Source organism: Streptomyces sp. NPDC046557 (genome assembly GCF_040645975.1).
Classification (GTDB): Bacteria; Actinomycetota; Actinomycetes; order Streptomycetales; family Streptomycetaceae; genus Streptomyces.
In genome coordinates this window covers 483,115-503,877 of record NZ_JBEYZH010000002.1, presented here as the reverse complement: position 1 = coordinate 503,877, position 20,763 = coordinate 483,115, and the positions used below count along the sequence as shown (strand labels likewise).

The window sequence follows — 20,763 nt, the reverse complement described above, 5'->3', positions numbered from 1 at the left end:
TGGTGCCGGAACCGGCCTGTCCGGGTACGGAGCCCAACTCTAGGATCACTCACGGTTGTTGAAACGTGAGCGAGGATGGGTTCCGTGGTGCTGGAGATACGTAGGGCGGATCAGTCGGACCGGGACGCGGTGGCCCGGCTGCTGGACGAGGCGTTCCGCGACGACCCGGTGAGCAGCTGGGTCTTCCCCGACCCGGCGCACCGGGCGGCGGTGCACGGGAAGTTCCTCGGCGTGTTCGTCGACGTGGCGCTCGCGGAGGGCCGGATCGACTACGCGGCCGACGGCTCGGCGGCGGCGCTGTGGCTGCGGATACCGGCCGGGGAGCCGGAGGGGGAGGACGAGGTCCCGGCGAAGATGCGCGCGGTGGCCGACCCGGACAACGAGCGCTGCGAGCTGGTCGGCCGGCTGACGGGCGAGGTGCACCCCACGGCCGAGGAGCACGAGTACCTGCTGATGATCGCGGTGGCGCCGGGGCGGCAGGGCGAGGGCCTCGGTACGGAGCTGATCCGGCCGGTGCTGGAGCGCTGTGACCGCGAGGGCGTACCGGCCTACCTGGAGGCGAGCAGCGAACGCAGCAAGGCGCTGTACCAGCGGCTCGGGTGGGAGTTCACGGGCACGGCGGTGCGGCTGCCGGACGGGCCGTTGATGTGGCCGATGTGGCGCAAGCCGCAGCCCTGAGGGCTCCCGCACCGCCGGATGCGCCGGACCGGCCTACCGTGGAGGTATGGCCGGTGATGAGCGACAGGGCGCGGGAGCGGCGGACGCCCCGCCGGCCGGGCACGAGCAGGAGCCGTGCCCGGTCTGCGGACGACCCGTCGAGCGGGTGATCGTCGGGCGGCGCAAGTCCCTCGGGATCTTCGTACCGGAGTGGGGTCCGGGGCCGTGCCACGCCCCGGACTGCCCCAGGTACGCCTCCTCCCGGGGCGCCGGCTAGGCCCGCCCGGCCGAAGGAACGGCCGGGCAGCCGGGCAGCCGGGTCCCGCGACGGGAGCCCGGTGCCGGATCGGCCCGGTGGTCAGCTCTTGGTGCCGAGGCCCGAGGCGGCCGGCCCCGAGGCGGCGAGGCCGTTCGCCCAGAGCTGGTTCACGCGGGAGCGCTCGGTGCCGTTCGGGTAGGGGTTGGTGCACGAGGTGCCCGGCCCGCCGCCCGACATCAGCTCGCTGCACGGGCCCGAGTAGTGGTCGGGCAGGCCCAGTACGTGGCCGGTCTCGTGCGCGGTGACCCGGGTGGAGTCGTACTGCTGGTTCTGCGCGTAGTCCAGGAAGATGTAGCCGCGGCCGTGGCCGTCGGTGCTCGCGTACGAGCCCCGTGAGTCGTTGCCCTCGTAGTACGAGAAGTTCCCGCCCGAGGACACCTCCTGGAGCTTCACGTTGGACACCGAGCCGTTCCAGATCTGCGTGGAACGGGCTATCACGGTACGGAAGCTGGGCGCGTTGCGGGTGTTGTAGGTGACGGTGACGGACTGGAGGCCCGGGTGCGCGGCGCGCTGCTCCGCCACCGAACGCCGGACGGCCTCGAAGAAGGCCTGGTTGGCGGCCTGGTTCTCCTGCGAGCGCTCGTAGGCGGCGTAGCTCGCGGTGTTGCCGGACGGGGCCGGGGCGGCGCTGGCGGTGGGGGCGACGCCGGCCAGGGCGGCGGCCAGGACGAGACCGATGGTGGCGGCCGGAACGGCCGTACGGGAGTGGCGCATGTGGGGAAGCTCCTACTCATCCGGTGTGGGGGGTGGATGGTTCGAACCGGAGTCTGCGGGAGCGCGGGTGCCGGGCGGATGATGTCAGCCACCGATAACACCGGGCTATCGGTGGGTTTTCGGTAGGTCGACTTCCTTGAAATTGGCGGGATTCCGGGGGATGCCTGTGGCTGGTGCGGCCGTCAGGGGCCGCCCTACCCTCTGGTCATGGAGCTTGAGGTGAGGCACCTGCGCGCCCTGTGCGCCATCGCCGACGCCGGCAGCCTGCACAAGGCCGCGCGGCAGCTCGGCGTGAGCCAGCCCTCCCTCACGACGCAGCTCCGCCGCATCGAACGGGCGCTGGAGGGCGAGCTGTTCCTTCGCGAACGGACCGGCTGCCGGCCCACGCCGCTCGGCCGCACCGTACTGGGTCGGGCGCGTCCGCTGCTGGCCGAGATGGCCGCCCTGGTCGCCGACGCCCGCGCGGTGGCCCACGGGCCGCGGCTGCGGATCGGCTCCACGGCCAGCCGGGCCCTGCCGGGCTGGTTGCGCCGACTGCACCGGCGCTCGCCCGAGACCGAAACCTCGCTGGTGGTCGACGTGTCGGCCAACGCCCTGCTGCGCATGGTGGAGGCGGGGCAACTGGACGTGGCGTTCGTGCACGAGGTCGAGGGGTGCCCGCTGCGGGTGCCGCCGGGGCTGGAAGTGCGCGTGCTGATGGAGCGGGAGCCGCAGTTCGTGTCGATGTCCCGGGACCATCCCGCCGCGCGGCGGCCGGTGGTGGAGTTACGGGAACTGGCCGCCGACCGCTGGACGGTGGACCCGTCGGTGGACGGCGAGTGGGACGGCCTGCGGCGGGTCTTCGCCGGCGCCGGGGTGGACCCGCCCGTGCTGCACGCCGACTACCACACCGCGACCTCCCTGATCGTCTCCGGCGAGGCCGTCGCCCCCTGCCAGCCGACCTCCGGCCCCCGCGACGACATGGCGATCCGGCCGCTCTCGGGCGACCCGCTCGCCGTACGGCTGCTGCTGGCAAGCCGGCCGGGCGCACACGCCGAGGTGTACGAGGACCTCCGCGCCGCCTATCGCGAAGCCGCCCTGCGCACCCCGCCCTACCGGGCCTGGCTCCATCACCACGCGAGCCCTTTGCTGGCCGCGTAGGCCGAGATCCCCCTGCCGGACCCGGCGCCCCGTGCCGCTCACGCATGCGCGCCGCTGCGGCGTGTCGGCCGCTTGACTTCGCCGAACCGCGATATATCGTGTTCTCAGAAGACGCGATATGTTGCGAGCGTTGAGCGTCGAGCCCGTTCGTGCGCCCACGAGGAGGATCAGAACCATGGCAGAGCAGACGACGTGGTCCGTAGCCGAACCGCAGAAGCTCACCTTCGAGCAGCCGGTGACGGAACTCCGCGTCCGCGTCGTCGGCGGCACCGTGAACGTCGTCGCCGCCGACGAGGGCCCCGCCCGACTCGAAGTGGCCGAGGTCACCGGGCCGCCCCTGCACGTCGTACAGGAAGGCGGAACCCTCACCCTCTCCTACGAGGACCTCCCCTGGAACGGTTCCCAGGGCTTCAAGAAGTGGTTCGAGGGCAAGCCCTGGAAGGCGTGGTCCGGCGGCTCCGCCGACGGCCGCAAGGCGTGGGAGCGCACCGTCACCGTCACCCTCACCGTTCCCGCCGCCACCGCCGTCCAACTGGCCACCATCAGCGCGGCGGCCTTCGTCTCCGGCATCAGCGGCGCCACCGACGTCAACGGCGTCAGCGGCGACACGACCCTGGTCGGGCTCTCCGGCAAGGTGAAGGCCAACACCGTGTCCGGCAGCGTCGAGGCCCAGTCCGTGAACGGCGAGTTCGCCTTCCACTCGGTCTCCGGCAGCCTGACCGTCGTCGACGGCGCGGGCGGCAGCGTGCGGGCCGATTCGGTCAGCGGCGACATGCTCATCGACCTCATGCTCGACCCGGCCGACGTCCGGCCCGTCGACATCTCCCTGAACTCCGTCTCCGGACAGGTCGCCATCCGCCTCCCGCACCCGGCCGACGCCCGCGTGGAGGCCAACACCGCCACCGGCGGCGTCTCCAACGCCTTCGAGGACCTGCGGGTCACCGGGCAGTGGGCCGCCAAGCGGATCACCGGAACGCTCGGCGCCGGCACCGGGACGCTGCGCGCCACCACGGTCTCCGGCGCCATCGCCCTGCTGCGCCGCCCGGCGGCCGACGGCCCCGACGGAGCCCCCGTCACCCCGCTCACGCTCGACAAGAAGGTGCTCTGACATGCCGCCCGTCTTCGCCCACGGACGCCTCCGCCTCTACCTCCTCAAGCTGCTGGACGAGGCTCCGCGCCACGGGTACGAGGTGATCCGCCTGCTGGAGGAGCGGTTCCAGGGGCTGTACGCGCCCTCCGCGGGCACGGTGTACCCGCGCCTGGCCAAACTGGAGGCGGAGGGTCTCGTGACGCACGCCACCGAGGGCGGGCGCAAGGTGTACTCCATCACCGAGGCGGGCCGCGCCGAACTGGCCGACCGGGGCGGCGAACTCGCCGACCTGGAGTTGGAGATCCGTGACTCGGTCTCCGAACTGGCCGCCGAGATCCGCGACGACGTCCGGGGCGCCGCCGGGGACCTGCGGCGTGAGATGCGGGCGGCGGCCGCCTCGGCGTCGACCACCCACGTCGACGACGAGGGCTGGAAGGCGGCCAAGGAGGAGCTGCGCAAGGCGAAGGCGGAGTGGAAGGAGCAGGCGCGGCGGGCGAAGGACGAGAGCCGCCGGGCGCGCGAGGAGGCGCAGCAGGCGCGGCGCCAGGCGAAGGAGGCCCAGGAGCGGGCGCGCGAGGAGGTCCAGCGCATCGCGAGCCAGTTGCAGGAGCAGTTCGCCAAGTCCGGCGGTGTGCTGGGGAGCCTGGCCGGGGCGTGGCTGGGCGGCGCCGGGGGCCACGGGGGTGCGGGCGGCGGTGCGGGCGGCGGTGCCGGTGCGGGGACGCACGCGGGTGCGGCGGCCGGGGCGGGCTGGGCCGAGGACCTGGCGGCTACGGCCGACCCGGTGCGGGATTTGGACCGGTTGCTGGACCGCTTCCGCGACGACGTCCGGGACGCGGCCCGAGACCACGGGGTGTCGCCGGCGCAACTGGCCGAAGCCCGGGCTCATTTGACCGCGGCGGCGGCCCGGGTGACGGCGGCCCTCCGCCCGGACCGGCCGTAGCCCCGCCGCTGGGGGCCCCTCCCTCCGCTCGGGGCCCGTGGGGCTCCGCCCCCGGCCCCGCGCCCCAAACGCCGCGGGGCTGGAAGATGCCCCCGGAGCCGGAGCCGGAGCCGGAGCCGGAGCCGGAGCCGGAGTCGGAGTCGGAGTCGGAGTCGGAGTCGGAGTCGGAGCCGGAGCCGGAGCCGGAGCCGGAGTCGGAGTCGGAGTCGGAGCCGGAGCCGGAGCCGGAGTTCCGCCCCGCCGGCAGGGTCAGACGGTGAGGACGATCTTGCCGAAGAGGTCGCCCGAGGCGAGTTTGGTGAAACCTTCGCGGGCGCGGTCCAGGGGGAGGACCTCGTCGATGACGGGGCGGACGCCGGTGCTCGCGCAGAACGCCAGGAGGTCCTCCAGCTCGTCCTTCGAGCCCATCGTGGAGCCGACCACCTTCAGCTCCAGGAAGAAGATCCGCGTCAGTTCCGCGTGCGCCGGCCGGTCGCCGCTCGTCGCGCCCGAGATGACCAGGGTGCCGCCGGGGCGCAGGGACTTCACCGAGTGCGACCACGTGGCCGCGCCCACCGTCTCGATGACGGCGTCCACCCGCTGCGGGAGCCGCGCGCCCGGCTCGTACGCCTCCACCGCGCCCAGCTCGACCGCGCGCTTGCGCTTGGCCTCGTCCCGGCTCGTGGCGAAGACCCGCAGGCCGGCCGCCTTGCCGAGGACGATCGCGGCGGTGGCGACGCCGCCGCCCGCGCCCTGGACGAGCACGGAGTCCCCCGGTCGCACCCCGGCGTTGGTGAACAGCATCCGGTAGGCCGTCAGCCAGGCCGTCGGCAGGCAGGCGGCCTCCTCGAAGGACAACTCGGCGGGCTTGCGCAGCACGTTCCAGGCGGGGACGGTCACCTGCTCGGCGAAGGTTCCCTGATAGCGCTCGGTCAGGATCGACCGGGGCTCGTCCGGGCCGACCCCGTGGCCGCTCTGGCCGATCACGGAGTGCAGGACGACCTCGTTGCCGTCCTGGTCGGTCCCGGCGGCGTCGCAGCCGAGGATCATCGGGAGTTTGTCCTCGCCGAGACCCACCCCGCGCAGCGACCACAGGTCGTGGTGGTTGAGGGAGGCGGCCTTGACGTTGACGGTCACCCAGCCGGGGCGGGCCCCGGGAGCCGGGCGCTCGCCCAGTTCAAGGCCGTTCAGCGGCTGGTCGCGGTCGATTCGGGCGGCATAGGCAGCGAACATGCCGCGACGCTACCGCCCGGTAGCGCGAGGGGCCACCCCTGTCGGGAGCCGGCGGGTGAGGTCTTCGTCGCAGTGGCCCCGCGGAGGGTCACTGCCGGGTGAGGGAACCGGGCCGGGGTCTTTTCGCGTCTGGAACGGGCCATCCGTGGCCGCTGCACGGAAGGATTGATTCACCTCTCAACTGCCACGCGTACCAGTCCGTTTGATGCTTCCGAGAGCGAAAGCGGAATGTCAAGGGAGCCCGCGATCGGGGGGTAACATTCTGGCCATGCGGCGCGCTCGCCATGGGCCTGTCATTCGCGCCGCGGTTCTCTTCGTGTGGCCGGTGCGTCGCTTTCCCGTGCGCCCGGGCCCACGACAGGCGCGGCGACCCCTCCCGGTTCGGGGGCCAGGAGGGTGCGTCCGCGGTCCGCTCCCCCGTGACGGCCGGAGCGGGGACGGCGGCACGGGAGCAACCGGAACGGCCCGGCCGGATGGGATCCATCGGGCCGGGCCGTTGCCCGTACGTCACGCGTGGGACCGCGGTGGCGGTCAGACCAGCCGGGCCACGCCGTCCGCCTTCGCGGCGGCGGCGACCGCGGCCGAGACGGCCTCGGCGACGCGCTCGTCGAACGGCGACGGGATCACGTAGTCGGCGGCGAGCTCGTCACCCACGACGCCCGCGATGGCGTCGGCGGCAGCGATCTTCATGCCTTCGGTGATCCGGGTCGCGCGCACCTTGAGGGCGCCCGCGAAGATGCCGGGGAAGGCCAGCACGTTGTTGATCTGGTTCGGGAAGTCCGACCGGCCGGTGGCCACGACCGCCGCGTACTTGTGCGCGACGTCGGGGTGGACCTCCGGGTTCGGGTTGGCCATGGCGAACACGAAGCAGTCCTTCGCCATGGTCGCCACCGCCTCCTCGGGAACCGTGCCGCCGGAGACGCCGATGAAGACGTCCGCGCCGACCAGGGCCGCTTCCAGGGGGCCGGACTGACCGGTCTTGTTCGTCAGGCCCGCGATCTCGGCCTTGACGTCCGTCAGGTCCGAGCGGTCCGCCGAGACGACGCCCTTGCGGTCGGTCACGCACACGTCGCCGATGCCCGCGTCCACCAGGATCTTGGCGATGGCGATGCCCGCCGCGCCGGCGCCCGAGATCACGGCGCGCAGGTCGCCGAGGGTGCGGCCGGTGAGCTTCGCCGCGTTGCGCAGGGCGGCCAGCGTCACGATGGCCGTGCCGTGCTGGTCGTCGTGGAAGATCGGGATGTCCAGGGCTTCCTGGAGCCGGCGCTCGATCTCGAAGCAGCGGGGGGCGGAGATGTCCTCCAGGTTCACCCCGCCGAAGGACGGCGCGAGGCGGATGACCGTCTCGATGATCTCGTCCGTGTCTTTGGTGGCGAGCGCGATCGGGACCGCGTCCACTCCACCGAACTGCTTGAACAGAATGGCCTTGCCCTCCATCACCGGGAGGGAGGCCTCGGGACCGATGTCCCCGAGGCCGAGCACGGCCGTGCCGTCCGTGACGACGGCGACCACATTGGACTTCCACGTGTACTCGTTGACGAGTTCCGGATTCTCCGCGATGGCGCTGCAGACCTTCGCCACGCCGGGCGTGTACGCGAGGGACAGGTCGTCCTTGTCGCGGACCGGCACGGTGGCCTGCACGGCCATCTTGCCGCCCCGGTGCAGTGCGAACACCGCGTCGGGGTTGTTGTCCGTCACGCTGTCGCTGCGAGGATTGACGATCTCCGCTGCCACTTGTTTGACCCCTTAAGTCTTAAATCGTTGAGGGTGGCCACTCCTGGTTAAGGGGTGGGCGGGCACCGCGTCCGTCTCCGCATCGACGGGTTCGGCCCGCCTCCGCGAAGGGGAGGTTTCGTACGCGCGGGCGCGCCGCACACGCGCCCTGAGCCCCGGATGAGGGGTGTAAGGATCTGTTCTACCTGAAAAACGGCCGCCCGGACGAGTCGATTGCCTCACGTTCGCAGGTCTCTTGCCCCGGTTTCGGCGAAAAGTCCGGACGTTGCTGTCCGATAGGCGAGACCGACAGTAAAAACTGCGGTCAAAGCGCCTGGTGGCGGTGCATAGTGCGGCCGCGTGGCCCCCTCGCCGCAGTCCTGTTGGGAACCTCGGCTGGCCCGTTATCCGATTTTGACCTGACGGCCACCCTGAATGTCGTGGTCCGAATGGCAAGATGCCGTAATCACACAGGTCGCTGCACTCGATGGTGCGTGCCCGACCGTTCTCGGATGCTTTTTTCCCCACTGCCGGAGGAACCAGCTCATGACCGCAAGCACCACCCGTCGTACGACCGCCGCACGGTCCCGGATCGCCGCGGTCGGTGCGATCGCGGTCGCCGGCGCCCTGATCCTCACCGGCTGTGGCGACCAGACCAAGAGCGGCTCCGGCGACGGCGCCTCTACGGGCACCAAGTCCAGCAGCGCCCCGCTCTTCTCGGCCCTGCCGAAGAAGATCCAGGACGCCGGTGTCATCAAGGTCGGCACCGACTCCGCCTACCCCCCGATGGAATTCGTCGAGAACGGCAAGATCGTGGGTGTCGACCCCGACATCGCCGAGGCGCTCGGCAAGCAGCTCGGTGTGAAGTTCGAGTTCACGGCGGGCACCTTCGACGGCCTGATCACCTCGATCTACACCGGTCGCCAGGACGCGATCATGTCGTCCATGACGGACAACAAGCAGCGCCAGGAGGGCCTGGACGACAAGGGCCAGAAGATCGGGAAGGGCATCGACTTCGTCGACTACTTCTCCTCCGGCCTCTCGCTCCTGGTCAAGAAGGGCAACCCCGAGGGCATCAAGACCCTCGACGACCTGTGCGGCAAGACCGTCGCCGTCCAGCGCGGGACGACCTACGAGGACGAGTTCAAGAAGCAGGCCGACAAGTGCGGTGACAAGAAGCTCACCATCCAGGCGTTCGACACCGACGCCGAGGCGCAGACCCGCGTCAAGGCGGGCGGCGCCGTGGCCGACCTGAACGACTACCCGGTCGCCGCGTACACCGTGAAGACCTCCGGCGGCGGCAACGACTTCGAGATCGCCGGCCAGCAGACCGGCGTCGGCCTCTTCGGCATCGGCGTCAGCAAGGACAACGCGCAGCTGCGCGACGCCCTCAAGCAGGCACTGGACGCCGCCATCAAGGACGGCTCCTACGCCAAGGCGCTGGAGAAGTGGAACGTGCAGGACAGTGCCGTCAAGTCCGCGACGGTCAACGCCGGTCAGTAAGTCCCGCGCTCCACGCTCCACTGAAGGGCAGTCATTGTGACTGACAAGATCGAAAAGGGTCCGGCCGCAACCCCGCCGGCCGGACCCGGCGCCTCGGGAACCCCGTACGAGGCCATCAAGGCAATTCCGGTGCGGCACTACGGCCGCTGGGTCAGCGGTGTGATCGTCGTCGCGCTGCTGGCGTGGCTCGTCTACGCCTTCTCCCAGGGCAACGTGATCTGGAAGACGGTCGGCGACAAGCTGTTCGACCCGGCGATCCTCAGCGGTCTCTGGAACACGGTGCTCATCAGCGTCGCCTCCATGGCGCTGGGCCTCGCGCTCGGCATCGTGTTCGCGGTCATGCGCCTGTCGAAGAACCCGGTGACCAGCGCCGTCTCCTGGCTCTACATCTGGTTCTTCCGCGGTACCCCGGTGTACGTGCAGCTGCTGGTGTGGTTCAACCTGTCGCTGATCTTCGAGTACATCAACCTCGGCCCGATCTACAAGAACTACACCGTGGCCGTGATGACCCCGTTCATGGTCGCCCTGCTGGGCCTCGGCCTGAACGAGGGCGCCTACATGGCGGAGATCGTCCGCGCGGGCATCCAGTCCGTCGACGAGGGCCAGACCGAGGCGGCGCACGCGCTCGGCATGCCCCAGACGAAGACGATGCGCCGGATCGTGCTGCCGCAGGCGATGCGGGTGATCATCCCGCCGACGGGCAACGAGTTCATCAACATGCTGAAGACCTCGTCCCTGGTCTCGGCGGTGCAATACACGGAACTCCTGCGGGCCTCGTCGAACATCGGCAACACGGCCGGTGCCATCATGGAGATGCTGTTCGTGGCGTCCATCTGGTACCTGGCCCTGACCAGCGTGTTCAGCGTCGGCCAGTATTACCTGGAGCGCCGCTTCGCCCGAGGTTCCACGCGGAGCCTGCCGCCGACGCCGTTCCAGCGCCTGCGTGCCAACCTCAACATGTTCCGCCGTACGGAGGTCGCGCGATGACCGCCCAGCCGATGGTCAAGGCAGAAGGCGTCCACAAGTCGTACGGCGCCGCCCACATCCTCCGGGGCATCGACCTCGAAGTCGCCCCGCGTGAGGTCTTCTGCCTGGTCGGTCCGTCCGGCTCCGGCAAGTCGACCTTCCTGCGGTGCATCAACCACCTGGAGCGCATCAACTCCGGGCGGCTCTCGGTGGACGGGCAGCTGGTGGGCTACCGCCAGAAGGGCGACAAGCTCTACGAGCTGAAGGACAGCGAGGTCGCGGCCCAGCGCCGCGAGATCGGCATGGTCTTCCAGCGCTTCAACCTCTTCCCGCACATGACGGCGATCGAGAACGTCATGGAGGCCCCCGTCCAGGTCAAGGGCGAGAGCAAGGCGGTGGCGCGCGAGCGCGCCGTCAAGCTGCTCGACCGCGTCGGCCTCGGCGACAAGGGCGGGAACTACCCCTCGCAGCTGTCCGGCGGCCAGCAGCAGCGCGTGGCGATCGCCCGCGCGCTGGCCATGGAGCCCAAGCTGATGCTCTTCGACGAGCCCACCTCGGCGCTCGACCCGGAGCTGGTCGGCGACGTCCTGGACGTCATGCGGGACCTGGCCGAATCGGGCATGACCATGATCGTGGTGACCCACGAGATGGGCTTCGCCCGCGAGGTCGGCGACAACCTCGTCTTCATGGACGGCGGTGTGGTGGTCGAGTCCGGCCACCCGCGCGAGGTCCTGGGCAACCCGCAGCACGACCGGACGAAGGCGTTCCTGTCCAAGGTGCTGTAGTGCTGTAGTGCCGTAGCCGCCTTCGGGCGCTGCGAGAGGGGCGGTACGGATTCCCGTACCGCCCCTTTCGCGTTGCCGGGCGGCGACTCGGGAACCGTGGGCGGTCGCGGTCCGTAATACTTCCCGTACCGCACGCGAGACCGAGCCGGCCGGTGTCCCTCGCCGCGCTCACGAGCCCCTCCAGCCGTAATACCCTTGTAGCTGTCTCAGGCGTTACAGGGATCTCATCCGCAGCCGTAAGGACTACAAGTGGAATTGGCCCAGTACTCGGACTACGCCGTGCGCCTGGTCAACACCGAGGAGCCGGCCCGCAACAAGGACTCCCTCACCTCCGTCGACGCCGTGCGCGCCCTCTTCGGCGCCGGGGTCCAGGCCGCACGCCGGGCCACGGACGCCGACGTGACGCGCTTTCGCAACGTGCGCGGTCGACTGCGCGCCGTCTTCGAGGCAGCCGACGGCGGCGACCACGTGCTCGCCGTCGACCTGCTGAACTCCCTGCTTATGGAGTTCCCGGTCAGCCCCCAGGTGACCGGCCACGACTCGATCGGCGAGGACGGCCGCCCCCACTGGCACATCCACCTCGCCGACCACCCCTCGAACGCCTCCGCCGGATACGCGGCGCTCGCCTCGTTCGGGCTGGCCTTCCACCTCACCGAGCACGGCCCCGACCGCCTCGGCCTGTGCCAGGCGCCGCCCTGCCGCAACGCCTACCTCGACACCTCCACGAACCGGTCCCGGCGCTACTGCTCCGACCGCTGCGCCACCCGGGCGAACGTGGCGGCCTACCGCGCCCGCAAGCGACTTGAGGCCGAGGAGTCGGCCCGCAGCGGCCGCAGGGCCGAAGCCCCCCAGGACAGCCACGCCCTCAGCGAACGCTGACCCCCGGGAAGCGGCCGCAGCCGCAGCACGGCCGTCGCCAGCACCAGCTCCTCGGGCACCGCCCCGTAGTCGGTGCTGTCGCCGGTCGTGTTGTACGGGTTGTCGCCCAGCACCCACCACCCGCCCGGCCGCCGCTCCACCGCCCGCTTCACCACCAGCAGGTCCTGCTGGAACGGATGGCGCAGCACCACCACGGCCCCCGGGCGCACGACCGCCCCGTAGCGGACCAGCAGCCGGTCCCCGTGCAGCAGGGTCGGGACCATCGACGGCCCCGACACGTCGGCCAGCCCGAACCGGGTGTCCGGGCGCTTCTTCTCCACCATGTACGACCTCCTCGTCCCTCCCGCATGCTGCCGCACGGCCCCGTACGTTCGCTCACCGCCGCCGGCGTGAGGCTGGACTTTTGTCCGAAGCCCATGGGGCCGCCCGCGAATTCCGCTTTCCAAGCGAGTAATCTCGCCCTTGAGAAGACGATCACGAGGAGGACAAACTCCATGCTTTCCCGCCTCTTCGCCCCCAAGGCGAAGGTCTCCGCCCACTGTGACCTGCCGTGCGGCGTGTACGACCCTGCCCAGGCCCGCATCGAGGCCGAGTCCGTCAAGGCCGTTCAGGAGAAGTACCAGGCCAACGACGACGCCGACTTCCGCGCGCGCGCCATCACCATCAAGGAGCAGCGCGCCGAGCTGGCCAAGCACCACGTCTCGGTGCTGTGGAGCGACTACTTCAAGCCGCCGCACTTCGAGAAGTACCCGCAGCTGCACACGCTGGTGAACGACACCCTCAAGGCCCTCTCGGCCGCCAAGGCGTCGAACGACCCGGCGACCGGCCAGAAGGCCCTCGAACTCATCGCCGAGATCGACCGCATCTTCTGGGAGACCAAGGCCGCCTGATCTCGGGCCCCGGCCCGACGAAGGAAGCCTGTTGACGAAGGGGCCCGACCGGGGACGGTTGGGCCCCTTCGCCATGCGCTCGCCAGATCATCGAGGGGCTTTCGGGCCGGGAGGGGGCATTTTCCTGTGTCCAGGGCGATGGCTAGGGTGCTCGCATGACGATTCGCGCTGTGGTCTTTGACGTCGGCGAGTGCCTGGTGGACGAGACCCGGGAGTACGGCACCTGGGCCGACTGGCTCGGAGTGCCGCGGCACACCTTCGCAGCGGCCTTCGGAGCGGTGATCGCCCAGGGTAAGGACTACCGCGAGACGTTCCAGGTGTTCCGGCCCGGCTTCGACCTCACGGAGCAGCGAGAGGCGCGCGCGGAAGCGGGCCAGCCCGAGCACTTCGATGAATCGGATCTGTACCCCGATGTCCGGCCTACCCTCGCCCGACTGCGCGCAGACGGCCTGTGGCTCGGTATCGCCGGCAACCAGACCGTGCGCGCGGGCGGCATCCTCCGAGACCTGTTCACCGAGGACGTCGACCTGATCGGCACCTCGGACGACTGGGGTGCGTCGAAGCCCGACCCCGAGTTCTTTGTCCGTGTCGCCAAGGTCGCTCCCTACCGGCCGGACGAGATCCTGTACGTCGGTGACCGCGTCGACAACGACCTCAGGCCGGGGGCCGCCGCGGGCATGCACACCGCGCTCATCCGCCGTGGACCTTGGGCCACCATCCAATGGAACAGCGACGAGGCCCGGAAGCTCCCGACCTTCCGTGTGGAAAGCCTGGCGGAACTCCCGGGCCTGATCGAAGCGTTCAACGCGTCAACGCACTGAGTGTCGCCCCCCACCCGTACAGCTGGTCATCGAGGTCGCGGACGCACTGCTCGGCCTGCCACGGAGCGAGCGCGCGCCGCACTTCGCGGATTCGTTCCATGCCGGTGGCGTACCAGTGCGTCTCCAGCTGGGCCAGGGCGCGTAGCGCGTACCCGCATGCGACGTCCGGCTGCCCGGCGGCGGCCTCGACTGCGGCGAGGTCTGCGAGTACGACGGTGCGCTGCTTGTCGGCATCTGCGGGCAGGCATTCCAACACGTCGAGCAGGGTTTCGCGTGCCTGCGGCAGATGCCCGGCGATCAGCTGGGTGTGGCCTTTGAACGCGGCCAACCGGGTGGGACTGAACCAGTCCATCCACTCCGGGTCGCTGTGCTCGGTTCCAGCCGCCAAGACGTCCTCGCCGTGCGCGATCAGGTTGAGGGCCTCACGGGTCCGCCCGCAACGGGTCTCGCATTCCGCTTCGACTGCGTCCAGCCAGGCGAGGAACGGCGCGGAGGCTGGACCGCGGCGCGCGTAGGTGCGGGCCATCACCATCCGCTCCGCAGCCCCGGCCCGATTCTTGGCCCAACCCGGAACGAACGCCATATGGGCGAGCGTGGCGGCACCCATGAGGGCGTCGTCTGCCTCGCCTGCCGCCTGGAGAGCGCGTAGCCACGTGTCGACGGCGGGATCGGACTGCCTGAGGTCGAAGAACTCGATGCGTCCTGTGAGGAGGAGGCTTTCGGCGAGGGCACCGGCGACGGCCTTGCGGGTGGCGCCTGCGGTGGCCGGCAGGAGAGCCGTTCCGAGGGTGCCGTGGGCGACGGTCGCGGGGTGGAGGATCGCGGGCGCGACAGTCCAGTACAGACGCCGATGGGCACGGGTCACGGCGACGTAGTCGGCACCTGCACTGGCGGGTTGCGCTGCGGTGACATTCTGTATGGACACGCGGGGGCCAGATGCGGCGGGGGCGAGCTGGGTGCGGCGTACAGCCACGGTCCGGTCGTGCCCTGCGGGCGGGGCGAAGCCGAGCTGTTCAATGTCCTGGCCGAGTAGCTCGGTGAGGGCTTGCTGGGCGCCGGAGTGGGGCCAGGGCGGGGTGTCGGATTCCCACCGCCGCACCTGTCGTACGTCTACGTGGCAGTTCAAGGCGGCCAGCGCCTTGACCAGGGCCTGTTGTGAGACGTATCCGGCTGCAAGGCGTGCTGCCTTGAAGCGGACGTTTCCGGGTGACCTTGCCACGCTCAACCTCCATACGAGTTCCGGTGGATGAATACTGTCGCAGTAAGTCCGGAGGGTAGCCACTGATCACCCTTATGGGTGTCACTAAGTCCTCAAAAGCGCCCTCAGAAGACCGCCAAACGTCCTCGCTGAAAGTCCTGTTCAGGGCGACGCTGTTCCTCACCACCCGCTGACGACGGAAGGGAGGCGCCGTGACCAGGCGCACAATGACGGAATGGCTGGCCGGTAGCCATGGCCGGCCTGAACGGGTCCGCGCCGAATGGCGGGAGCGGGGCGTCGCGGTCCTTCCCATCGGAAGTCGCTTCGATGCCGTCCGTCTGCCGGACCCGCTCGTGCACGCTGCTGTCGGGACGGCGGACCTCGGCCACAACCACACCGACTTCGCCCTCGGCGAGCGTCTCGGCGGGCCCGTCATCCACGACGGCCACGGCCGGAACTACTACGCGATCGTCCCGCCCGGCACCGTCGCCGAGTGGCGTTCTGCCGTCTGCGGGGTGGAGTGCCTCGGCAGGGGAACCCACCTTGGCATCCCGGCGCTCGACCTCGTCGCATACGACCCGGCCCACCCGGTCTATTGGGCGGAGGTGGGCCCGCGGCCCGGCTACTGCGACCCGGCGTCGGTGGCGTTCCTCGTGCGGGTAGGAGCCGCGCGCCTCGCGGGGTTCAGGCAAGAGCAGGGTCAGGCGCAGCCGTTGACGTCTGTATCCGAGGAAGCACCCCTATGACGCCGGTATGGAGCGACCTGCCCAGGATGGAACAGGATGCCTTCGACCTTTCGCGGCTCCAGCTCAAGGTCGAAACCTCCCACGCGCACCCCGACGGCGTCTGCACCCGGCAGCACATGATGTGCGTCGGCTGCCGAACAGGGGCCCGCATCGCAACCAAGTACGGCGGCCCCATGGCCGACTGCCGGATCTGCCACTTCGCATGGGCCGTCCGGCACGACCCGGTTCACTGCTGGCAGCGAGACGACCTCCCCGGCGGCCATTCGACCGGGCAGGGCGTCCTGTGAGCGAGTGGATGCGCCAGGCCCTTTACGTCGTGATCGCCCTCGCTCTCCTAGCCGTGATTGTGATCGACACCCTTTGACTCCCGCCCTACCGGGGCGCAGGCATCCCGCACACCGAACAGATCGGAGACTCTGATGGGCAAGCACGCCGGAGAACCCCAGGACCAACCCAACCGTGGACACCGCCGTCCCCACCGCCCAGCCCGGACGGGAGCCGGCCGACGCCTCCGCCGTCCAACCCGACCCCGACCCCGCCCCCGAGCAAGAAGTGAACCGCGACATTTGCCGCGAGGCGCTGGTCACCGCGGGGCTATTGCGTGACCCATGGACGGCAGAGGCGTTCGACACCGTCGACCGCGAAGCGTTCGTGCCGCCGGCCGTGTGGCTCCCGGTTCAGGACGCCGAGGGCCTCTGGTGCTTCGTGGACCGTGCGGAGGACCCGGACGCCTGGCGCCGAGCGGTCTGGAACCCCAACCGGTCGGTCGTCACGCAGCTGAACGACGGCGCGGTGACTCCCGGCCCGGCCGCGGGCGACTTCACGTCCTCCGTGTCCGCCCTGGACATCGTCATGCGCAAACTCCGCCACCTGGACCTCACGCCCCGGTCCCGCGTCCTGGAGATCGGCTACGGCTCCGGCTACCACACGGCCTTGCTGTGTGAGCGGGTCGGCTCGGAGCGGGTGGTGGCCATCGAGGTCGACGAGGAACTCGCGCGCACCGGCGCGGCCAACCTCAAGACGGCCGGCTACGACCCGGAGCTCATCGTCGGGGACGGACTGGAAGGCGCCCCCGGCGGGGAGCCGTTCAGTCGGATCATCAACACGGCCGCGCTACGGCGAGTGCCGCACGCCTGGATCGAGCAGTCCAAGCGGAGTGGGGTGATCCTGACCCCCTTCGGGACGGCCTACAGCAACGCGGGGCTCCTGCGACTCCGTGTCGAGACCACGGGAACGAAGGCGCAGGGCGCTTTCGTCGGAGAATCCTCGTACATGTGGATCCGTTCCGAGCGGCCGACTGTCGACCTGCCCGTCCTGGAGGGACCGACCGGACGGAAGTCGCCGATCGACCCGGCACAGGTCCTGGCGGCCGGCCACCTCCAGGATTTCGCCATCGGCCTCCAAGTGCCGGACGTCTCCTTCTCGCACCGAGGGGAGGGCGGGGACCGCCGGGTGCAGTTCGTGGACGAGGCCGGTACGTCGGCCACGATCGTCCGCTACCGCGACTGGTGGGAGGAGGACGCGGTCGGCTGCTGGGGACCGCGCGATCTCTGGTCGGAGGTGACGGCGGCCTACACCTGGTACGAGGTACGCGGCCGGCCGCACATCACCCGCTTCGGCGTCACGGTCGACGGGTCCGGCCAGTACGCATGGCTGGACGAGCCCGGTCGGCCCGTCGGCTCGTAACCCGGGGCCGCCTCCTACTCGTCGTCGTCCTCGGCGTCGTCGAGGCGAGCCAGCCAGGTCGCCAGGCGTTCCACCGGGACCTCGAAGTCCGGGTTGAGGTCGACGAAGGTGCGGAGCTGCTCGGCGAGCCACTCGAAGGTGACCTCCTCCTCGCCGCGCCGCTTCTCCAGCTCCTCGATGCCGCGATCGGTGAAGTACAAGTCCGGCTCCGTGTGACGTGGTGACGTGGTGACGTCATGGGGGTGTTTCCCGCCAGGATAATCCGCGTCCCACGGACACCTCCCGTCCTCCCCGCCCCGGGCACTAGCCTGGACCGTCTCGACCTGAGGGGGACAGGGGATGCCGGACGGGCGCACGGGCGGCTCCACGCGCGCCTTCGAGCTTCTGGAACCCCTCGTCAAAGCGGCCACCGTGCGCGTCCACGCGCCCGCGGACGGGTATGGAAACCCTGGGACCGGTCCGACCTGGGGGAGCGGTTTCTTCATCGCCCCCGGCTGGGTCCTCACGTGCGCGCACGTGGTCGGCGAAGGGGGTGCTGCGGTGCGTCTGGTGGGCCGGGAGGTCGGCATCACCTTCTCCGTCGCCGGCTTCCCCGGCGAAGCGGGAGACACCGGGACGGTCGCCGGGCGCGTGGAGTGCGTACTGCCCGAGCGGCTGGAGGAGCGCCGGCCCGCCCCGCGCGCCCTGTGGGACCTGCCCGACCTCGCGCTGGTACGGGTCCTCGCGCCCGTCTCGCACGCCTGCGTCTGGCTGACGGACCGGGCCGGGCCCCGCCTCGACGAGGCCGCCTACTTCGGCGTCACCGAGGACCTCGGGGTGCGGGAGATCACCGGCCGGACCACCCGGCTGCGCGGCACCGCCGCGAACGGCGCGGCCATCCGTCTCGGTGACGACGACGAGATCGAGCCCGGCATGTCGGGCGGCCCCCTGGTGGACCTGGCGCGCGGCGAGGTCATCGGGATCGTCAAGGCCCGGCGGCAGGCGGGCGGCGGGGGGATCGCCGTGTCGGTGGCGCAGTTGCGGACCCTGCCGACCGGCACGACCGGGCAGGTCGGCCTGTACCGGAGGGTGATGCAGGGCCACGACCTGTACCACTACGACCAACACGTCAGCGATCTCGACAGCCGCCGCACCTGGACCGACGTGCACGCGGAGCTGCCCTCGGACGACGACGCCGCCGGCGGGCCCCCGCGCCCCACCCGTCTCAGCCGCCTCACCCGGCTCACCCCGGGGGAGCGCACCACCCTGTGCGGGCTGCTCGCCGAACTGCCGCCGCCCGGCTCCTCCGAGATCGTCCGGGCGCTCGCCGAGGCGGCCCGCGGCGAGGAACCCGACACCGGCTTACCGGCCCCGCTGACCTGGCGCGACGGGCTGGGCCTGCTGCACGACCCGCCGTCCGCGGGCGGCGAGGCCGCCGCGATGCTCCGCTACGCCACCGACGTCAGCGTCGCCGACCACCGCGAACCGCCGTCGCCCGGCGCGGACGAGGAACTCTGGGACTGGGTACGGGCGACCGCCGCCCGGCTATGGCGCCCGCTGCGGCGCGAACTGGGCGAGCGCTACGAGCGCGGCCTCGCGGAACGCGAACGGCGCCGGCGCGCCGTCGGCGGGCGGCCGGCGCACGGCCCCTTCCGGCCGGTCGCGGGAGCACCCCCGGGACCGTCGGTGCTGCTGGAGACCTGGGCGCACGTCTGGGAGGACGTCTACGACTGGCGGGTCTCCGTCCTGGCCGGACCGGCCCGCCCGGGCGACGCCACCCCGGTGGCCTCCGGCAACCGGGTCACCCTGGCGGCCCTGCCCGAGGCGGTGCGGGCACCGCTCGCCGAGGGGTTCCGGCGGTGCGACACCCACGAGGCGGCCGCACTGCTGGAGGTCGTGGTGGCGGAGGAACTGTTCGGGCTGCCGGTCGACGAGTGGACGGTGTCGGGCGGGATCCCGGTCGGCGTGCAGCGGCCGGTCGTGCTGCGCTACCCGGGCGGCGACCCGCCCGCCGAGGCCGCAGGGCGCTGGACGCGGGTGCAGGCCGGCCCCCTGCTGGGCCGGCGGGCCGACTGCTCGCGCGGTCGCAAGTGGCGCCCGGCGCCCGGCTGGCTGGCCGGCCTGGTGGACCACACGCTGCCGGTGCTGTGCCGGGCCGCGGCGCAAGACCCGACGCGCGCGGTACTGCGGGAGGCGCGGGACGCGGGCTACGGGGTGGTGGTGTGCCGGCGGCCCCCCGCCGACCCCAGGACGTCCTGCGAGCCCTTCCACCGCGGCCTGCGCGAGGAACTGGCCGAGGCGGGCAGGGGAGCGGCACTGCCCGCCCGACTCCAGGCGCTGCGGGGGCGGGCGTACGCGGCCGACCCGGACGCCTACTGGGCGGTCGGGACAGCGCTGCTGTGGCAGGACCCCCAGCGGCCGCTGCCGGAGGACGAACCACTGCAGGGGGACCTGTGAGGGGCCGGCGGCCGGACACCGCCGGATCGACGGGAGGGGCACGCACATGACCGAGGAGTGGCTCATCTACCGGGGCGTCGGGGAGCCCCACGACGGGATCGACGCCCTGCCGGACCCGCCGCCCTGGCGGGACTTCGACGGCGGCCCCGTCGAGGACGGCCCCACCGCCGCGGGCCCGGCCGACGGGAACGTGGCCCGCCGCCTCGGCGCGCACCGGCAGGCCGCCGAACTGCACCGCCCCGAGCCCGAGGAACTGGAGGCCATCAACGCCGCCCTGTACCTGCGGCGGCCGCTGCTGGTCACCGGGTATCCCGGGACCGGGAAGTCCACCCTCGCGCACGCCGTCGCCCACGAACTGAAACTCGGCCGCGTCCTGCGCTGGCCGGTCGTGTCGCGCACCGTGCTCCAGGAGGGCCTGTACCGCTACGACGCCATCGCCCGGCTCCAGGACGTACAGATCGCCGCCAGTGGCGGGACGGCCGCCGCGGGGGTGCCCGGGATCGGCAAGTACATCCGGCTCGGACCGCTGGGGACGGCGCTGCTGCCCACCACGCGCCCCCGGGTGCTGCTCATCGACGAACTCGACAAGAGCGACATCGATCTGCCCAACGACCTCCTGAACGTCCTGGAAGAAGGGGAGTTCACCCTGCCCGAGCTGGAACGGGTCGCGGACTCCGAACCCGAGGTGCGGGTCCTCACCGACGACGGGACGAAGGTGACCGTCCGGGACGGGCACGTGCGCTGCCGGGCCTTCCCCTTCATCATCCTGACCAGCAACGGCGAACGGGACTTCCCGGCCGCGCTGCTCAGGCGGTGCATCCAGCTCAAGCTCGGACAGCCCGGCGAGAAACGGCTCGCCACCATGGTGCGGGCCCACCTGGGGGAGGAGGCCGCGCAACTCGGCGCCGAGCTGATCCGCGAGTTCCTCAGCCGCTCCCAGTCCGAGCTGGTCGCCGCCGACCAACTGCTCAACGCCATCTACCTCACCCACTACGCCGCGCCGCCCACCCGGGAAGACCTCGCCGACCTGCTCATCCAACGCCTCGACCGGCCGAGGTGACGCCC

General features: G+C 71.2%; 22 protein-coding genes. 16 read left to right on the top strand and 6 right to left on the bottom strand.

Annotated features, from left to right (window positions below):
• Nucleotides 1-84: 84 nt before the first annotated feature.
• Both ABZ934_RS07480 and ABZ934_RS07475 read left to right on the top strand, forming a co-directional pair.
• Entirely contained in the window at nucleotides 85-678 is a 594-nt protein-coding gene (locus ABZ934_RS07480) for a GNAT family N-acetyltransferase (protein ID WP_361309633.1), read from the top strand.
• 46 nt (nucleotides 679-724) lie between these two features.
• Nucleotides 725-934: a hypothetical protein gene (locus tag ABZ934_RS07475; protein ID WP_361309630.1), complete on the top strand. Its 210-nt coding sequence runs from the start codon at nucleotides 725-727 to the stop codon at nucleotides 932-934.
• 81 nt (nucleotides 935-1,015) lie between these two features.
• Here the strand turns inward: ABZ934_RS07475 and snpA are convergent, their stop codons facing one another.
• Nucleotides 1,016-1,690, bottom strand: a complete 675-nt coding sequence (gene snpA / locus ABZ934_RS07470; RefSeq protein WP_361309627.1) for a snapalysin — start codon at nucleotides 1,688-1,690, stop codon at nucleotides 1,016-1,018.
• A 207-nt stretch (nucleotides 1,691-1,897) separates the two neighbouring features.
• Between snpA and ABZ934_RS07465 the strand changes: the two genes are divergently transcribed.
• From ABZ934_RS07465 to ABZ934_RS07455, 3 genes are all read left to right on the top strand, one after another.
• Entirely contained in the window at nucleotides 1,898-2,830 is a 933-nt protein-coding gene (locus tag ABZ934_RS07465; protein WP_361309624.1) for a LysR family transcriptional regulator, read from the top strand.
• Between the two features lie 175 nt (nucleotides 2,831-3,005).
• Complete coding sequence (locus ABZ934_RS07460) at nucleotides 3,006-3,938, top strand: DUF4097 family beta strand repeat-containing protein (protein WP_361309621.1); 933 nt, start codon at nucleotides 3,006-3,008, stop codon at nucleotides 3,936-3,938.
• A 1-nt stretch (nucleotide 3,939) separates the two neighbouring features.
• A complete protein-coding gene (locus tag ABZ934_RS07455) occupies nucleotides 3,940-4,863 on the top strand; it encodes a helix-turn-helix transcriptional regulator (RefSeq protein ID WP_361309618.1) in 924 nt (307 codons plus the stop codon).
• A gap of 249 nt (nucleotides 4,864-5,112) precedes the next feature.
• On the opposite strand, the gene ABZ934_RS07450 is transcribed toward ABZ934_RS07455, so the two are convergent.
• Both ABZ934_RS07450 and ABZ934_RS07445 read right to left on the bottom strand, forming a co-directional pair.
• On the bottom strand, nucleotides 5,113-6,075 hold the full coding sequence (locus tag ABZ934_RS07450) for a zinc-binding dehydrogenase (RefSeq protein WP_361309615.1): 963 nt from the start codon (nucleotides 6,073-6,075) through the stop codon (nucleotides 5,113-5,115).
• A gap of 531 nt (nucleotides 6,076-6,606) precedes the next feature.
• Entirely contained in the window at nucleotides 6,607-7,797 is a 1,191-nt protein-coding gene (locus ABZ934_RS07445; protein WP_361310289.1) for an NADP-dependent malic enzyme, read from the bottom strand.
• Between the two features lie 537 nt (nucleotides 7,798-8,334).
• Between ABZ934_RS07445 and ABZ934_RS07440 the strand changes: the two genes are divergently transcribed.
• From ABZ934_RS07440 to ABZ934_RS07425, 4 genes are all read left to right on the top strand, one after another.
• A complete protein-coding gene (locus tag ABZ934_RS07440) occupies nucleotides 8,335-9,291 on the top strand; it encodes an ABC transporter substrate-binding protein (protein WP_361309612.1) in 957 nt (318 codons plus the stop codon).
• A gap of 36 nt (nucleotides 9,292-9,327) precedes the next feature.
• On the top strand, nucleotides 9,328-10,278 hold the full coding sequence (locus tag ABZ934_RS07435; protein WP_361309609.1) for an amino acid ABC transporter permease: 951 nt from the start codon (nucleotides 9,328-9,330) through the stop codon (nucleotides 10,276-10,278).
• Complete coding sequence (locus tag ABZ934_RS07430) at nucleotides 10,275-11,042, top strand: amino acid ABC transporter ATP-binding protein (protein WP_136215062.1); 768 nt, start codon at nucleotides 10,275-10,277, stop codon at nucleotides 11,040-11,042. Before ABZ934_RS07435 ends, ABZ934_RS07430 begins: the two co-directional genes overlap by 4 nt.
• Nucleotides 11,043-11,291: 249 nt before the next feature.
• A complete protein-coding gene (locus tag ABZ934_RS07425; RefSeq protein WP_361309606.1) occupies nucleotides 11,292-11,921 on the top strand; it encodes a CGNR zinc finger domain-containing protein in 630 nt (209 codons plus the stop codon).
• On the opposite strand, the gene sodX is transcribed toward ABZ934_RS07425, so the two are convergent.
• Nucleotides 11,825-12,244, bottom strand: a complete 420-nt coding sequence (sodX, locus tag ABZ934_RS07420) for a nickel-type superoxide dismutase maturation protease (RefSeq protein WP_361309604.1) — start codon at nucleotides 12,242-12,244, stop codon at nucleotides 11,825-11,827. The genes ABZ934_RS07425 and sodX overlap by 97 nt on opposite strands.
• A 171-nt stretch (nucleotides 12,245-12,415) precedes the next feature.
• Here sodX and sodN point away from each other — a divergent pair, with 171 nt between their 5' ends.
• Together sodN and ABZ934_RS07410 are read left to right on the top strand one after the other, a co-directional pair.
• Complete coding sequence (sodN, locus tag ABZ934_RS07415; RefSeq protein ID WP_136215065.1) at nucleotides 12,416-12,811, top strand: superoxide dismutase, Ni; 396 nt, start codon at nucleotides 12,416-12,418, stop codon at nucleotides 12,809-12,811.
• 155 nt (nucleotides 12,812-12,966) lie between these two features.
• On the top strand, nucleotides 12,967-13,632 hold the full coding sequence (locus ABZ934_RS07410) for an HAD family hydrolase (protein ID WP_361309601.1): 666 nt from the start codon (nucleotides 12,967-12,969) through the stop codon (nucleotides 13,630-13,632).
• On the opposite strand, the gene ABZ934_RS07405 is transcribed toward ABZ934_RS07410, so the two are convergent.
• Nucleotides 13,613-14,851, bottom strand: coding sequence for a transcriptional regulator (locus ABZ934_RS07405; RefSeq protein ID WP_361309598.1), 1,239 nt, complete (start codon nucleotides 14,849-14,851; stop codon nucleotides 13,613-13,615). The two genes, ABZ934_RS07410 and ABZ934_RS07405, sit on opposite strands and share 20 nt — an antisense overlap.
• A 191-nt stretch (nucleotides 14,852-15,042) precedes the next feature.
• Here ABZ934_RS07405 and ABZ934_RS07400 point away from each other — a divergent pair, with 191 nt between their 5' ends.
• The 3 genes from ABZ934_RS07400 (at nucleotide 15,043) to ABZ934_RS07390 (ending at nucleotide 17,262) form a co-directional block, all read left to right on the top strand.
• Nucleotides 15,043-15,576: a hypothetical protein gene (locus ABZ934_RS07400; protein WP_361309595.1), complete on the top strand. Its 534-nt coding sequence runs from the start codon at nucleotides 15,043-15,045 to the stop codon at nucleotides 15,574-15,576.
• Nucleotides 15,573-15,863, top strand: a complete 291-nt coding sequence (locus tag ABZ934_RS07395) for a hypothetical protein (protein ID WP_361309592.1) — start codon at nucleotides 15,573-15,575, stop codon at nucleotides 15,861-15,863. Before ABZ934_RS07400 ends, ABZ934_RS07395 begins: the two co-directional genes overlap by 4 nt.
• 172 nt (nucleotides 15,864-16,035) lie before the next feature.
• Complete coding sequence (locus ABZ934_RS07390; protein WP_361309589.1) at nucleotides 16,036-17,262, top strand: methyltransferase domain-containing protein; 1,227 nt, start codon at nucleotides 16,036-16,038, stop codon at nucleotides 17,260-17,262.
• A gap of 14 nt (nucleotides 17,263-17,276) precedes the next feature.
• Here ABZ934_RS07390 and ABZ934_RS07385 read toward each other — a convergent pair whose 3' ends face one another.
• Complete coding sequence (locus tag ABZ934_RS07385) at nucleotides 17,277-17,462, bottom strand: DUF6104 family protein (protein ID WP_361309586.1); 186 nt, start codon at nucleotides 17,460-17,462, stop codon at nucleotides 17,277-17,279.
• 139 nt (nucleotides 17,463-17,601) lie between these two features.
• Here ABZ934_RS07385 and ABZ934_RS07380 point away from each other — a divergent pair, with 139 nt between their 5' ends.
• Nucleotides 17,602-19,698 (top strand): trypsin-like peptidase domain-containing protein, encoded by a 2,097-nt coding sequence (locus ABZ934_RS07380; RefSeq protein ID WP_361309584.1) that lies wholly within the window; start codon nucleotides 17,602-17,604, stop codon nucleotides 19,696-19,698.
• 46 nt (nucleotides 19,699-19,744) lie between these two features.
• Nucleotides 19,745-20,758, top strand: coding sequence for a MoxR family ATPase (locus tag ABZ934_RS07375; RefSeq protein ID WP_361309581.1), 1,014 nt, complete (start codon nucleotides 19,745-19,747; stop codon nucleotides 20,756-20,758).
• The last annotated feature ends 5 nt before the right edge of the window (nucleotides 20,759-20,763 follow it).

Coding starts and splice junctions, on each gene's coding strand:
- ABZ934_RS07380 (WP_361309584.1), top strand. CDS start 17,602: ATGCCGGACGGGCGCACGGGCGGCTCCACGCGCGCCTTCGAGCTTCTG.
- ABZ934_RS07475 (WP_361309630.1), top strand. CDS start 725: ATGGCCGGTGATGAGCGACAGGGCGCGGGAGCGGCGGACGCCCCGCCG.
- snpA (WP_361309627.1), bottom strand. CDS start 1,690: ATGCGCCACTCCCGTACGGCCGTTCCGGCCGCCACCATCGGTCTCGTC.
- ABZ934_RS07430 (WP_136215062.1), top strand. CDS start 10,275: ATGACCGCCCAGCCGATGGTCAAGGCAGAAGGCGTCCACAAGTCGTAC.
- sodX (WP_361309604.1), bottom strand. CDS start 12,244: ATGGTGGAGAAGAAGCGCCCGGACACCCGGTTCGGGCTGGCCGACGTG.
- ABZ934_RS07395 (WP_361309592.1), top strand. CDS start 15,573: ATGACGCCGGTATGGAGCGACCTGCCCAGGATGGAACAGGATGCCTTC.
- ABZ934_RS07465 (WP_361309624.1), top strand. CDS start 1,898: ATGGAGCTTGAGGTGAGGCACCTGCGCGCCCTGTGCGCCATCGCCGAC.
- ABZ934_RS07450 (WP_361309615.1), bottom strand. CDS start 6,075: ATGTTCGCTGCCTATGCCGCCCGAATCGACCGCGACCAGCCGCTGAAC.
- ABZ934_RS07410 (WP_361309601.1), top strand. CDS start 12,967: ATGACGATTCGCGCTGTGGTCTTTGACGTCGGCGAGTGCCTGGTGGAC.
- ABZ934_RS07455 (WP_361309618.1), top strand. CDS start 3,940: ATGCCGCCCGTCTTCGCCCACGGACGCCTCCGCCTCTACCTCCTCAAG.
- sodN (WP_136215065.1), top strand. CDS start 12,416: ATGCTTTCCCGCCTCTTCGCCCCCAAGGCGAAGGTCTCCGCCCACTGT.
- ABZ934_RS07440 (WP_361309612.1), top strand. CDS start 8,335: ATGACCGCAAGCACCACCCGTCGTACGACCGCCGCACGGTCCCGGATC.
- ABZ934_RS07460 (WP_361309621.1), top strand. CDS start 3,006: ATGGCAGAGCAGACGACGTGGTCCGTAGCCGAACCGCAGAAGCTCACC.
- ABZ934_RS07375 (WP_361309581.1), top strand. CDS start 19,745: ATGACCGAGGAGTGGCTCATCTACCGGGGCGTCGGGGAGCCCCACGAC.